General features: G+C 68.5%; 14 protein-coding genes and 1 tRNA gene. 13 read left to right on the top strand and 2 right to left on the bottom strand.

What is annotated here, in order from left to right; translation table 11 throughout:
- Positions 1-2: 2 nt before the first annotated feature.
- The 11 genes from LMU33_RS28890 (at position 3) to LMU33_RS28940 (ending at position 9,339) form a co-directional block, all read left to right on the top strand.
- Positions 3-320 (top strand): hypothetical protein, encoded by a 318-nt coding sequence (locus LMU33_RS28890; RefSeq protein ID WP_228623556.1) that lies wholly within the window; start codon positions 3-5, stop codon positions 318-320.
- Between the two features lie 2 nt (positions 321-322).
- Positions 323-493, top strand: a complete 171-nt coding sequence (locus LMU33_RS28895) for a pRL2-8 (RefSeq protein ID WP_228623557.1) — start codon at positions 323-325, stop codon at positions 491-493.
- Positions 494-714: 221 nt separating this feature from the next.
- Positions 715-2,943, top strand: coding sequence for a cell division protein FtsK (locus LMU33_RS28900; RefSeq protein ID WP_372478072.1), 2,229 nt, complete (start codon positions 715-717; stop codon positions 2,941-2,943).
- 196 nt (positions 2,944-3,139) lie between these two features.
- Positions 3,140-3,367: a hypothetical protein gene (locus LMU33_RS28905; RefSeq protein WP_372478073.1), complete on the top strand. Its 228-nt coding sequence runs from the start codon at positions 3,140-3,142 to the stop codon at positions 3,365-3,367.
- Between the two features lie 3 nt (positions 3,368-3,370).
- A complete protein-coding gene (locus tag LMU33_RS28910; RefSeq protein ID WP_228623559.1) occupies positions 3,371-3,559 on the top strand; it encodes a hypothetical protein in 189 nt (62 codons plus the stop codon).
- A 10-nt stretch (positions 3,560-3,569) separates the two neighbouring features.
- Positions 3,570-4,175, top strand: a complete 606-nt coding sequence (locus tag LMU33_RS28915) for a hypothetical protein (RefSeq protein ID WP_228623560.1) — start codon at positions 3,570-3,572, stop codon at positions 4,173-4,175.
- A gap of 3 nt (positions 4,176-4,178) precedes the next feature.
- Positions 4,179-4,658 carry a hypothetical protein gene (locus LMU33_RS28920; protein WP_228623561.1) on the top strand — a complete coding sequence of 160 codons (480 nt, stop codon included), beginning with the start codon at positions 4,179-4,181 and terminating at the stop codon, positions 4,656-4,658.
- Between the two features lie 84 nt (positions 4,659-4,742).
- The gene (locus LMU33_RS28925; RefSeq protein ID WP_228623562.1) at positions 4,743-5,660 is read left to right on the top strand and encodes a bifunctional DNA primase/polymerase; all 918 of its coding nucleotides are present in this window, start codon (positions 4,743-4,745) and stop codon (positions 5,658-5,660) included.
- Positions 5,661-5,817: 157 nt separating this feature from the next.
- On the top strand, positions 5,818-7,362 hold the full coding sequence (locus LMU33_RS28930; protein WP_228623563.1) for a YfjI family protein: 1,545 nt from the start codon (positions 5,818-5,820) through the stop codon (positions 7,360-7,362).
- Between the two features lie 316 nt (positions 7,363-7,678).
- Positions 7,679-7,870 (top strand): helix-turn-helix transcriptional regulator, encoded by a 192-nt coding sequence (locus LMU33_RS28935; protein WP_228623564.1) that lies wholly within the window; start codon positions 7,679-7,681, stop codon positions 7,868-7,870.
- A gap of 482 nt (positions 7,871-8,352) precedes the next feature.
- Positions 8,353-9,339 (top strand): tyrosine-type recombinase/integrase, encoded by a 987-nt coding sequence (locus LMU33_RS28940; protein ID WP_283844216.1) that lies wholly within the window; start codon positions 8,353-8,355, stop codon positions 9,337-9,339.
- An 85-nt stretch (positions 9,340-9,424) separates the two neighbouring features.
- Here LMU33_RS28940 and LMU33_RS28945 read toward each other — a convergent pair whose 3' ends face one another.
- Positions 9,425-10,381, bottom strand: coding sequence for a TRADD-N-associated membrane domain-containing protein (locus LMU33_RS28945; protein WP_228623566.1), 957 nt, complete (start codon positions 10,379-10,381; stop codon positions 9,425-9,427).
- Between the two features lie 194 nt (positions 10,382-10,575).
- Positions 10,576-10,647: transfer RNA gene (locus tag LMU33_RS28950), tRNA-Arg, on the bottom strand.
- 140 nt (positions 10,648-10,787) lie between these two features.
- Here LMU33_RS28950 and LMU33_RS28955 point away from each other — a divergent pair.
- Complete coding sequence (locus LMU33_RS28955; RefSeq protein WP_372478074.1) at positions 10,788-11,375, top strand: response regulator; 588 nt, start codon at positions 10,788-10,790, stop codon at positions 11,373-11,375.
- A gap of 116 nt (positions 11,376-11,491) precedes the next feature.
- A complete protein-coding gene (nrtL, locus tag LMU33_RS28960; protein WP_228623568.1) occupies positions 11,492-12,946 on the top strand; it encodes an ArgS-related anticodon-binding protein NrtL in 1,455 nt (484 codons plus the stop codon).
- Positions 12,947-12,990 lie beyond the last annotated feature (44 nt).

Genomic DNA, 12,990 nt, shown 5'->3' on the forward strand with positions numbered 1-12,990 from the left:
CCATGGCCAAGCCCAACACCGGCCGCCTGGACCGCGAGATCCGGCAGACGGAACGCAAGCTCGAAGCGGTCCGCAAGAACGAGATGTGGCCGCTCACCGGCCAGGAGCGGCGGGCGGTGCTCCGGGCGCTCGCCGGCGGCTCGTACAAGGTCGCCCGAGGCAAGAGCGCTGGCCGCGCGGAACGGAAGCTGGAGACGCTGTGGCAGTCGGTGCAGTCCCGACTCACCGCGGAGCTGACCGCGTTGCAGACCGAGCGGCAGCGGATCGTGAACGAGGCCGCCACTGCCAAGGCCGCCAAGAAGTCCTCGGGGTGGTGGTGACCATGGCCCCTGTGATCACGCCTCCGGGCGAGTGCCCGCAGTGCTGGCAGCACGCCCACGACCGGAGCATCCACCGCAAGCTCCGCCCCCGCGAGGACTGCAAGCCGTGCCTGGACCACATGCACAACGGCTGCCCCTACATCGTGCCCAAGCCGAAGTCGAGTTGGTGGTGACCCGGCACGACCGTGCTGCCTGAACGCTTCCTCGCCTCTGAACTAGGACGTAACCCACTACTTGGCCCCGACTACTCGTCGACGAGTAATGGGCTTTGTCCCTGGTTCCGAGTTGTGCCACGCGAAACGCTCATCTTGCACCCAATCACGGGGCCCGGCCTTGCCCGCCAAGACAGCGGCCGGGCCCCTACGCATCCCCTCCTGAGGAAGGAACTGCTCAAGTGAACCAGCCCGACGACAACGAACTGTTCAACCGGCTCGAAGCCGAGAAGAACGCCGACTCCCGCCCCGACTTGGGGGGCGAGGTAGTCGACCTCGACAAGGCCCGATCCGCCCGCACTGGGTCGGCCGCCCCGACTCCCGACCCGGTACCCGACTCCCGCCCGACCGAGTCGGGCAACCAGTCGGCCGACTTGGACGATGAGGAGTCGGCCGACTCGGTTGCCCGACCGGTCGACCGGCCCGACCTTCCGGCGCCGGGTATCACCACCTACAAGCGTCGGCCGATCCTGCCGACGTGGCTGACCTCCAAGCCGGGGTTCGTGTCGACCACGCAGAGGGCGGCAAGCAACGCCTTCTACGCCACCGCCTTCCACGGCATACGCACCCCCTGGTACGCCCTCCAGCTCACGCTGAACGCGCCGCGCGGCGGGGCCCGTTTCGTGCGGGACACCAACCGGTGGGTGTGGGATGCGGAGGGTGCTCCGCTGCGCGAGTACGAGGTGCGCAGGGAGAACACGGCCGAGTACCTGAAGCTGTCGCGGCAGCGGGATGGGCGGGTACGGCTGCGGGTGCTGGTCACCACGGTGGCGCTCGTCTTCGGCGCCGCGTTCGCCCTGACCCTGTACGTCATGGCCCCGGGATGGCTGGGGGTGCTGGCTGCGGCTGCGGTGCTGGCGTGCGGGTTCTGGGGTTCCCCGCAGGATCATCCCGTGATCGGTCCCGCGGTGCTGAAGACCGAGATCCAGAAGCTCACCGGGCCGATCGTGCTGCGCGCCCTGGACAACATCGGCAACCCGAAGCTGACGGCCGCCATCAAGAAGGGCGGCGACATGAACGGGATGCGCTTCACCTCCGAGATCACCCGAGACGGCCCCGGCTACCGCGCCGACTTGGACCTTCCCTGGGGGGTGACCCCGGAGGACATCATGGAGGCCCGCAAGCCGCTGGCTTCCGGGCTGCGCCGCAAGGTCGGCTGCGTGTGGCCATCGGCCGACCCGACCGAGCACGAGGGTCGGCTGATCCTGTGGGTGGGCGACAAGCCCATGAACGAGACCACCAAGCCCGCCTGGCCGCTGCTGAAGTCGGGCAGCGTGGACCTGTTCAAGCCGGTCGTGTTCGGCAACGACCAGCGCATGGGCGACGTGGCCGTGACCCTCATGTTCGCATCCGTGGTCGTCGGGTCCATCCCGCGCATGGGCAAGACGTTCCTGATGCGGCTGTTCCTGCTCATCGCCGCCCTCGACCCGCGCGCCGCGCTCTACGCGTTCGACTTCAAGGGCACCGGCGACTTCGGCGCCCTGGAACCGGTCTGCCACCGCTACCGGGCCGGAGACGAGGACGAGGACATCCTCTACGTCCTGGAATCGCTGCGGGAGCTGCGGGCGGAGCTGCGCCGGCGGGCGAAGGTCATCAAGTCCCTGCCTCGCTCGCGCTGCCCCGAGTCGAAGGTGACTCCGGAGCTGGCGAACGACAAGGCGCTTGGGCTGCACCCGATCGTCGCCGGGTTCGATGAGTGCCAGGTCCCCTTCGAGCACGAGAAGTACGGCGCGGAGATCGAGGAGATTGCCACTGACCTGGGCAAGCGCGGTCCGGCGCTGGGGATGGTGACGCTGTTCGGCACGCAGCGGCCGGACGCCAAGTCGCTGCCCACCGGCATCTCAGCCAACGCCGTGCTGCGGTTCTGCCTGAAGGTCATGGGCCAGCCCGCCAACGACATGGTGCTCGGCACCTCGATGTACAAGGCGGGATACCGGGCGACCATGTTCTCCCGCTCCGACCGCGGGATTTGCTGGATGGCTGGTGAGGGCGACGACCCGCGCATCGTCGCGTCCGCGTTCGTGGACGCGGTCGGCGCCGAACAGGTGGTCGCCCGAGCCCGCCAGATGCGCGAGGCCTACGGCAACATCACCGGCCACGCCATCGGCGAGACGCCCGAGAGCGGCGAACCGTCGTTCGACCTGCTCGCCGACATCCTCAAGGTCGTGGCGGCTGACGAGGACAAGGTGTGGAACGAGAAGGTGGCCGCCCGCCTCGCCGCGCTGCGGCCGGAGATCTACGGCGGCTGGAAAGCCGAGACGGTGACCACGAACCTGCGCCCGCACGGCATCAGCGCGCAGGACGTGTGGGGCACCACCGACAAGGGCAAGGGCACCACCCGCCGCGGCATCGCCCGCGCCGACATCACCACCGCTATCACCCAGCGTGACGGAAAGCGGTCCGGGGACTGACCCTGTATTGGGTGCTAGGTCTAGCAGCCTGCGCTGCTAGACCTAGCACCCCCACTAGCACCCCATACCGGCTCTGATCAGCAACCTCGCACCTAGCATCCGACCTGCGAGAACGCCGGAAATCCCGCCTGGAAGGCACCCCATGACCCTCCTTCTCCCTGCTGGCGCCTGCCTGCTCGTCGTCACTCTCGGTTACGTGAGTCTGTGTCGGGCGAGCCCGTATGGCGACTGCCGCAAGTGCCGCGGCTTCGGCTTCGCGATGAAGACCGACCGCAAGGGCCGCATAAAGCGCGGCAAGGACTGCCGCCGCTGCAAGGGCCTCGGCAAGCGCATACGCGTCGGCCGCCACCTCTACAACCTCTGGCTGCACGTCTACCGCGACGGCAGCGACACCCCCGCCAAGACGCCTCCTGCGAAGGGATAACCGATGGCCGTCACTGTCTCCCTGGTCGCCCTGTTCGGCCTGGTCCTGTTCTTCCTGCTGCGCTCCAACAGCCTCGGCTACGGCTCCGCGTTCGTCGCCGTGATGTTCGGCTTCTACCTCGCTTCCACCGGCGCCTCCGAGCCGGTGAACGAGCTGACCGCCGCCGTCGTCCACGCCCTTAGCAAGATCTAGGAGACCAGCCATGAACGAACCCATCGTTGCGCGGCACTGGCTGGCCATCGCTGCGCCCAAGGCCGCACCCGCCATCGCCACCACGACCGTGCTCGCGCTGGCCCGCATCTGGAACGCCAACGGCGCCGAACACTCCGTCGGCAACGCCGCGCTGATGACCGTCCTGTCCGCCGGGGCCGCCGCCGCGGGCGTGGCCGCGGGCAGCCACACCGGAGACAGCACCCTCGTCGGGACCGCGTTCGCCGCCTCCGGCGCGCTCGCCTTCGCGGGCGTGGCCGGATACGCCGACGGACTGCCGCTGCCCCTGCTGCTGTGGTCCCTGGCCACCGCCGGCGCCTACGGACTCGCCGCCCGCTACTGGCGCACCGACCGCCGCGAGCGCGTCGCCCATGAGCGGGACATGACCGAGCGGCGCGAGGAATACGCCCACATCGAGCGCGTCGAGACCCTGCGCGCCACGACACAGATCGAGGTGGCCCGGACCGGCGCTGCCTACGCCGAACAGCTCGCACAGGCGCTTGTCACCCGCGCCACGCTGCCCGGCTTCGACCCTCGGGCCGTCGAGTCCGCGGGTCTGCCGCACCTGCCCGCCATTGAGACCAGCAAGGAGCAGTAGGCCATGTTCGAGATCCGCATCATCTGCGACCCCGCCGACACCGAACCGATCGTCGCCGCGCTGGACCGCACGTTCACGACCGGCACCGTGAGTGTCTACCCCTCCCGTGACCGCAAGCGGAACCGCCTCTACGCCCGCGCCGAGTACAAGCCCGCCGACGCAGAGCCCGCCGCATCCTGGCCCACCCCCGAGGAGGCGTACGCCAGCGCCCCCAGCATCAACAGCGAGATCGGCTGGGTGGCGCGCACTCTCGCTGACGCCGAGTGCTTCACCGAGCTGGATCGGGAGTTCTATCTGCGCAAGGCCGCGCTGCTGGACCGCATCGCGCTCCTGGATGAACCCCACGATCTGTTCAGTGACGCCACCGAGACCGCCGACGCGGCGGCCGTGTTCTTGCTGGACATGGACCAGGTGGGCCCGTTCTACGACCCGCGCGCTTACGTCCGCCAGCAGTACGCCCACTCGCTCACCGCCGAGCAGTAGCTGTGGCTGGGGCGGTCGCCTCTCGCCAAAGACCGCGACCGCCCCGGTTCTCCGTCCCTTCGACAGAAACAGGAGACCTCCAGCATGACACCTGCCCGCAAGACCCCGCGCCCCCGCGGCGTGGATCACCAGGACAGCAACCATCTGCGCACCGCGCTCTACCTCGCGGCGGCCGGTGTGCCGGTGCTGCCGCTGCGGGACGGGAAGGTGCCGTTCGGCAACTGCCGTGCGTGCGCCAAGAACGCGTGCGGCGGGCGGCCGAACATGAAGCGCGCGGGCACCTGCAACTGCCACGCCCCCTGCCACGCGTGGGCCGCTGCCACGACCGACCGGAACGTCATCGTTTCCCCTCTGTGGGGGGCGGCATGGGAGCGGGCCGTGTGCGTCGGCTACCACCCTGGCGGGGCGGGGTTGACCGTGGTCGACCTCGACAACGCGGCGGCCGTCGCCTGGGCCCGCGAGGCCCTGCCCGCCACCCGAACCGTGGCGACGACGCGCGGTGAACACTGGATCTACCGGGGCGTCATGGGCTCACACAACGCGGTCCGGGCGGGCGTCGACATCAAGTCCCTTATGTCGTACGCCCGTTGGCTCGGTCCGGGCACCGGCAGCATGGCCGATCTGCCGTCGGCCGTCCGCGCCCTGGTGGTGAAGGAAGAGACCACCCCCGCCCGCGGGGAGGTGGTCTCTTCCCTCCCCGAGCGCGCCACCTGGGACTGGACGGTGGCCACCGGCTGCCGCCACACCGACGGCTACCTCCGCACCGGCCTGGCACGTGGCCTCACCCTCGTGCGTTCCCGCGTCGAATCCGGCGCCGGATCACAGGCGTTCGGCGTGGCCCGGTTCCTCGCCGCACAGCACACCGCCTGCCCCGGTCCGTGCGGACTGGACGTGATCGGGGCAGAGATCGTGGCCGCGGCCGTCTCGGTCGGTGTCCCCGAGCCCTACGCCCGCCGCGCGGTCGCCAACGGCCTCAGCGCGGCCGAGAGGGGCGCCGCATGACCTATAAGCCCGTCAACCCCCCGAAACGCCCTCAGAACGCCACACAGGCCGCACCACGGGCCGCCGTAGGCGACCGAAGGAACGTCGCCGAAGGCGTCCGCACTGCACTTGGTCCTGACCCGCACGTCGGCGATCCCACTGGAGGGAGGGCAGCCTCATGACCGCACAGCCTGTGGACCACGCCGACCTGTGGGCCGGACTGCCCACCCTCGACCAGCCGCCCGCACCCGTGTGGGAGGACCCCGTCCCCCTCGCCGGACCCCGCAAGCTCGCCCCCTTCCCCACTGCCTCCCTACCGGGGTGGCTGCGGGAGTTCGTGGCCGCGGTCGCCGAGGAGACACAGACCCCCGTCGACCTCGCCGGATGCATCTCTCTGTCCGTGCTCGCCACCGCGGCGGGCGGTAGGGCAGTGGTGCAGGTGCGCGGACACTGGCGCGAGCCCACAAACCTTTATGTCGTCGTCTCGCTGCCGCCCGCCAACCGCAAGTCCGCAGTGTTCGGCCTGCTCACCGACCCGCTGTACGAGGCCGAACAGCAACTCCGCACGCTGACCCAACCGGCCATCGTGGAAGCCGAGATGACCGCCCGCCTCGCCAAGGAGGCAGCCGACAAGGCCACCGCCAAGGCGGCATCCGCGAGCGCGGACGAGCGGGATGAACTGGTCTCCACGGCGATCGCACTGGCGCAGACCGCGGAGAGCGTCAGCGTGCCGGCCAAACCGCAGTTGCTCGCCGACGACACCACCGCCGAGACGGTCACCTCCCGCATGGCCGAGCAGGGCGGCCGGATCTCCGTCATGTCCGCCGAGGGCGACATCTTCGACATCATCGCCGGACGCTACTCCGGCAAGCCCAACATGGGCGTCTTCCTCAAAGGCCACGCCGGAGACCGCCTCAAGGTCGACCGGCAGACCCGAGAGGAATACATCGAACACCCCGCCCTCACCATGGGGCTGTGCGTGCAGCCACAGGTCTTGGACGACATCGGACGCCAGGACGGGTTCAAGGGCCGCGGCCTGCTCGGCAGGTTCCTCTATTCGGTACCTGAATCGCTGGTCGGCCGCCGCAAGATCGAGCCGGACCCCATCCCCGAGCAGGTGATGGAGACCTACCGGCGCCACGTCCTCGACCTGACGCTGTTCCTCGCCGAATGGACCGATCCGGCCCTCATCCAGCTCACCCCCGAGGCGGTCGCCGCCCTCAAAGCCTTTCAGGCACGGGTGGAACCCATGCTGGAAGCCCGCGGCGGCATCATGGGCCAGATCGGCGACTGGGGCGGCAAGCTGGTCGGCGCCACCGCCCGCATGGCCGCCCTGCTCCACCTCGCCGAACACCTCACCAAAGGGCACACGGTGCCCGTGGCGGAAGCAACCATGCGCGACGCAATCGCGCTGGCCGAGTACTTCATCAGCCACAGCCTGGCCGCGTTCGACTCCATGGGCGCCGACCGCATCGTCGAGCGCGCCCGCACCGTGCTGGAAGTCCTCCACTCCCACGGGTGGCGCGAGGTCAGCAAGCGCGACCTCATGGTCAAGCTCTCCCGCTCCGAGTTCCGCACCGCCAACGACCTCGATCCGGTCCTGGCCCTGCTGGAAGACCACGGATACGTGCGCGCCCAAGCCGTCCAGCGCACCGGAGGACGCGGCCGGCCGCCCTCCCCCCGCTACCTCATCCACCCCCGCCTGACCGACCCGACCGCCTGACCCCCGCAACAGAAACCACAGAATCACAGAAATAACCCTGGCAAGCCCCTGACCAGCACAAACATCCCGGTCAGGGGCTTGCGGGGTGCTGCCACAGAAACGAACCGAGAAGCCACAGAAATAACTCGGCATCGACCCCCACCGGTCCGGCCGCCTATTTCTGTGGAACTTTCCGCGATTTCTGTGGCAACCCCCGCCGCGGGGCATCACCGCAGGTCAGCCCCCAAATCCAGGGTTTCTGTGGTTTTCGTGGTTTCTGTGGCGGCTCTCGGCTGGTCCCACCACCTTCCCTTGCCCTCTCGCCCAAGGAGGAGTCTTGGCCAAGCCCCGCGACGAGATGTTGACCATCCCCGACGTCATAGAAGAGATCGGCGTACCCCGAGCGACGTTCTACCGCTGGCGCTCCTGCAAAAAGGGGCCCAAATCCATCAAGCTCCCGAACGGCGCTGTTCGCATCCGCCGGTCCGAGCTGAACCGTTGGCTTGAATCGCTGGAGGAGAGCGCGTGACGAATGGCACTACCCCGGGGGTTGGGAAGAACATCACCCCAGCCCCGGAAGGGTTCTCCTTCGACGTACGTCTATGGAAGGTGACCAAAGCGCAGAGCAAAACCCGTCCTCACCAACTCCGTTGGAAAGTGGGCGGAAAGGTCAGCAGCGCCACATTCGCTACATCGGCACTTGCAGAGAGTCGCCGATCCGAACTTTGGCAAGCCATGCGTAGGGGAGAGGCTTTCCGAATCAAGGACGGACTCCCCGAGTCTGAGGTACGGCAGGCGGAAGCAGAAGCAGCCGCACAAGCTAAGGCCAAGCTGGACCCCACTTGGTGGGAATTCACGCGTGAGTTCATGAAGCGCCGTTGGCGCACCGCAGCGGCAAAGACGAGAGAGGGCTTCGCGGACAGCCTTGCCTCGGCAGCTCTGGGGATGATTGGGGATGGGCCCGATGCTCCAGAACTCCCTGAGGTGCGGCGGGCCGTGAGGTGGTCCGTCGTGCCTGCTCACGAGAATGAGGAGCCCCCACCGGACCTGGAGAAGGTCTGCACGTGGCTCGCGGAGAACTCTCTGCCTCTGTCGGCTCTGATGGAAACTGGCATCGCTGAGGATGTCCATTACCGGCTGGCTTACAGGCTGGACGGCAAGTTGGCTGCCAAGGACACGTACAAGCGTCGTCGGCGCGGCTTCAACGCAGCCATGGCGTACGCGATCCAAAAGGGGTATCTGGACGAAAGCCCGATTGCCGGACTGGAGCGGCCCGCCACTGCTGCCAGTGGTCCAATCGACCCGCGAGTGCTCATGAACGCAGTGCAGGGGCGAGAGTTCCTGACGGCCGTCTCCTATGTGGGGTCAGTGCACCGAAACCGAGGAAGGCGTCTGGTCGCCTTTTTCGGCTGCATCCTGTACGCCGCGATGCGTCCGGCGGAAGTCGTGGGGCTGCGACTGGATGACTGCCACTTCCCGGAAAAGGGATGGGGCGTGCTCACTTTGCGGGAAACGCGTCCCGTATCGGGTAAGAAATGGACCGATTCCGGTGACCGGCACGACAAGCGGGGACTAAAGATGCGGGACCCCGAGGCGGACCGGCCGGTGCCGATTCCGCCGGTCCTGGTGGCGATGCTTCGGGCGCACGTGAAGGAGTTCGGCACTGCGGCCGACGGCCGACTCTTCCAGAACGAGCGGGGCGGCCTGGTGGGTACATCGAGCTACTGGCGTGTCTGGCAGGAGGCCCGGCCCTTCGCCTTCCCGCCGCACAAGGTCACGTCCCCGCTGGCCCGGAAGCCCTACGACGGGCGAGCCACGTGCATCACGGACTGGCTCCGCTCCGGCCTTCCGGTGGCGGAGGTGGCCCGCCGTGCTGGTACGTCCCCGGAGGTCATCGACCGCCACTACGCCGGCTGTCTCGACAACAGTGAAGCGGAGGACAACAAGAAGATCGAAAAGGTGATGGGGTGGGGAGGGGAGGATGAGGTCGACGCCTAAAGCGGATCTATTGTGAACAGCGCCAAACAACGAGAGGGCGGGATCCATTGGCGTCGGGTTGCGCTCTCTCGGGTGGCCATCTGCTCTATGCAGTGCTGGGTGGAGTATCTGCGTTGGCATTCGGCGGCGAGGCCGCTGTACCCGATACCATGGCTTGGACGAGAGAGGTAACAATTTCCGCCCGTTGCACGTCGCTCAGCTTGGCGTCAGCCGCTAGGCGTTCGGCAGCCAGGTAGCGTGCGAACTCAAGTGGCTGCTCAAAGTAGGCCCGCAGGTGTCCAGCCGAGGCTTCTTGAGACCGGACGAACGTCCCGCTGACGTAGCCGGCCAAGGCAGCCGACACTCCGCCCAAGGCCCCAGCCACAACGCTGCCCGTCGTCGTGCTGGCTGTCAGCGCAACGATGACGAAGGCAAATAGAAGAGCGAAGCCGATCCCCATGGCTATCTGGGCATTGCGGAACGACCGTTTGGCCTGACTCAGTGCGATGCCGTGATAGTGATCCAGCCTGGCGTGCGTCAGCGTCCATAGCTCCGATAGCGTAAGTAGGTTTCGTCCATTGGGTGGGGTGGCTTCCGCTATCGTGCTTGGATCCCTTGAAACGGAGTCTTCACGCCCGTTTTCTTCTGTAGGTTCGGGGCTTCCGTTTCCGGTCGAACTACCCTCACCTCGGTCTAGGAACTGTTGCAGTTGCTGGACCAGGTCGGAGGCATTCTCGCTACCGCGAACAGTGATCTCTGCGTCGCCGTATGTCAGAGTGACGGAACCTGACGGACGCAGAGCGCGCTCCAGGCCCTGTTCTGCTTGCCGAACGCGCAGTCGGCTGTCTGCTATCTCAGACGCTTCGCTCCGGTCGGCACGGTATGACGTCCAGGCTAAGTAGGCTGGCGCCAGACCTGAGGCAACGGTCACCGCAACTGCTGCTGCTGCCAAGTGCAAGATCAGGGCGAGGCCAATCGCAGCACTCGCGCCTATCAGCGCCAACGCCAGGTACGTCAGACCGGCGCGTGCCTGTCTCTGGCCGGAGTCCCCACCGTTCTCCATGAGGCAACATCTTGGCGTACGTCGTTCACATCTGATCCCGTAATGCGGATCTCGCCCGCAGAGGGGTCTATCGCAGGTCTATCGCGATCAGCACGCAGCAGCGACAAAGAGCGGGACCCAGTGAGACTGGATCCCGCTCTTCGTGTATGGCATCTGCGCTGGTCAACCGCATCATCGTGCTGGTTGAAGCGAAGTGCCCCCGGCAGGATTCGAACCTGCGCACACGGCTCCGGAGGCCGTTGCTCTATCCCCTGAGCTACGGGGGCGTGTCGGCTGCGGAGCTCTTCGCTCGCGGCGACGGGTAGAACACTATCAGGTCGGGCGGGGTGATCAGGAACCCGTTTCCGCGGGTGCCGGACTGGGTGAGCCCACTGTGTGCCGGGCGGGTCCCCTGTACGGGGTGGAAGTGGGGAAAACCCGGACGCGGTGGCCGGTCCGGACCTACTCTCGACTTGTGCCAGGCGCCTCGGGACGGGTGCTTGTTGTGGACGACAACAAGGTCATCCGGCAGCTGATCAGGGTCAACCTCGAACTGGAAGGGCTCGAGGTCGTGACCGCGGCCGACGGTGCCGAGTGTCTGGACGTGGTGCACCAGGTGCGGCCCGATGTCGTGACGCTCGACGTCGTCATGCCCCGGCTGGACGGCTTGCGCACCGCCGCCCGGCTCCGCGCCGATCCCCGTACGCATGATCTACCCCTCGCCATCATCAGCGCATGCACGCAGTACGAGGTCGACACCGGCCTCGACGTCGGCGTGGACGCCTTCCTCGCCAAGCCCTTCGAGCCCGCCGAGCTCGTACGACTCGTCAAGCAGCTGATCGAGCGCGAGCGCGGGGGCGGGGGCCACGGGGGAGGACATCGTGGCGGGGGTGGGAGCAGTGGCGGAGAAGGTGATGGGGACGGGGACGACGGCGGGGGTGACGGCGAGGTTCCCGGGGGTGTCGCCGACGGGATCTCCGATGGCGTGCCGGGCGGGATCTCGTCCGGTGGTTGAGGGGGCCGTCCGCCGAGCCGGCCATGGTGCGGTTGGGAGTGCGGTGCGGTCGTAGGGCCGTCCCACAGTAAGAACCGCTTCGCCTACCCACCCCCTTCCTCCCCTACGCTTGTCCCGTGACCCCCGTCGAGTTGTCCCGCACCGTGCTGCACGCGGTGCGTTGTGCTGTCGACGACGGGGAGCTGAGCGTGGCTGTGCCCGAGCGGGTCGTGGTGACCGAGCCGGGGCCCGGGGGGTGCGGGGACTTCGCCACCAACGTCGCTCTGCAGCTCGCCCGGCCCGCCGGGCAGCCCCCGCGGCGGGTCGCCGAGATTCTGCGGCCCCGGCTCGTCGCTGCCGCCGGCATCCGGGACGTCGTCGTGACCGGGCCGGGGTTTCTCAACATCAGCCTCGATGAGCGGGGCGATCTCGTCGCCGGGCTCGTCCGGGAGATCCGGGACCGCGGTGCCGCATACGGGCACGGCGACGCCCTCGCCGGGCATGTCGTCGCGCTGCGGGTGCCGTACGAGGTGCGGGCCGAGGTCGTCGCGGACGCAGTCGTACGGATCGTGGCCACGCAGGGCGGGCGGGCCACCGTCGAGCACGGTGAGCCCGTCAATCTGCGGCCCGTGCCCGCGCCGGAGGATCCCGCGCCGCTGGGCCCCGACGCCTCCCAGTGGGCCCTGCTGCATCCCGCCCCGCACGACCGGCCCCGGATCACCGCCGACCATCTGGTCCAGCGGGAGAGCAATCCGCTGTTCCGGGTGCGGTACGCCCATGCCCGTATCCGGTCCCTCAGCCGCAACGCCGCCCGCCTGGGCTTCGCCGCCGAGCCCGGCCCGCTCGACGCCGACCCCGTCGGTTCCGGCCCGGTTGATTCCGGCCCCGTTGATTCCGGCCCCGTCGATTCCGGTCCGGTCGATCCCGGCACGCCTGGTGCCGGCCCGGTCGATTCCCGTCCCCTCGATTCCCGCCCCCTCGAGTCCGGCCTGCTGGACACCGCCCGGCTCGAGGCCGACCCGGTCGATACCAGCCCGATCGATACCGGCGCGCCTGGGGCCGCCCTCCTCGACCCCGGCCCCTCCGTCGACGCCCGCCCGCCCCACACCACCCCGGCCACCGCCACCAACGGTGTCACCGTCAACGGCCCCACCAGCAGCCGCGCCACTGCTGTCAACGCCCCCACCAGCAGCCCCGCCACCACCGCCACCGGTGCCACCGCCAACGCCCCCACCAGCCGCGCCACCGCCACCACCGATCCCACCACCAGCCGCGTCACCGCCACCGGTGCCACCGCCACCGCCCCCACCACCAACCGCGCCACCGCCACCGCCACCCCCCTCCTCACCCCCCTCGCCGACCACCCCCGCATCCTCGCCGCGGCCGCCACCCACCGTGCCCCGGATCGGGTTGCCCGGCATCTCGTCACCGTCGCCGATGCCGTGCTGCCCTTCCTGCCCTGCGTGCTTCCCTGCGGGGAGGAGAAACCCTCGGCCGCCCACCGCGCCCGGCTCGCCCTCGCCGAAGCCGCCGGGACGGTGCTGGCCGGCGGCCTGTCCCTGCTCGGCATCGACGCACCCGAACACCTCTGAGGCCTTTCGCGAGAGATGCCCGGAGAGAGACAGAGAGTCTGAGA

The organism is Streptomyces barringtoniae (genome assembly GCF_020819595.1).
Taxonomy (GTDB): domain Bacteria; phylum Actinomycetota; class Actinomycetes; order Streptomycetales; family Streptomycetaceae; genus Streptomyces; species Streptomyces barringtoniae.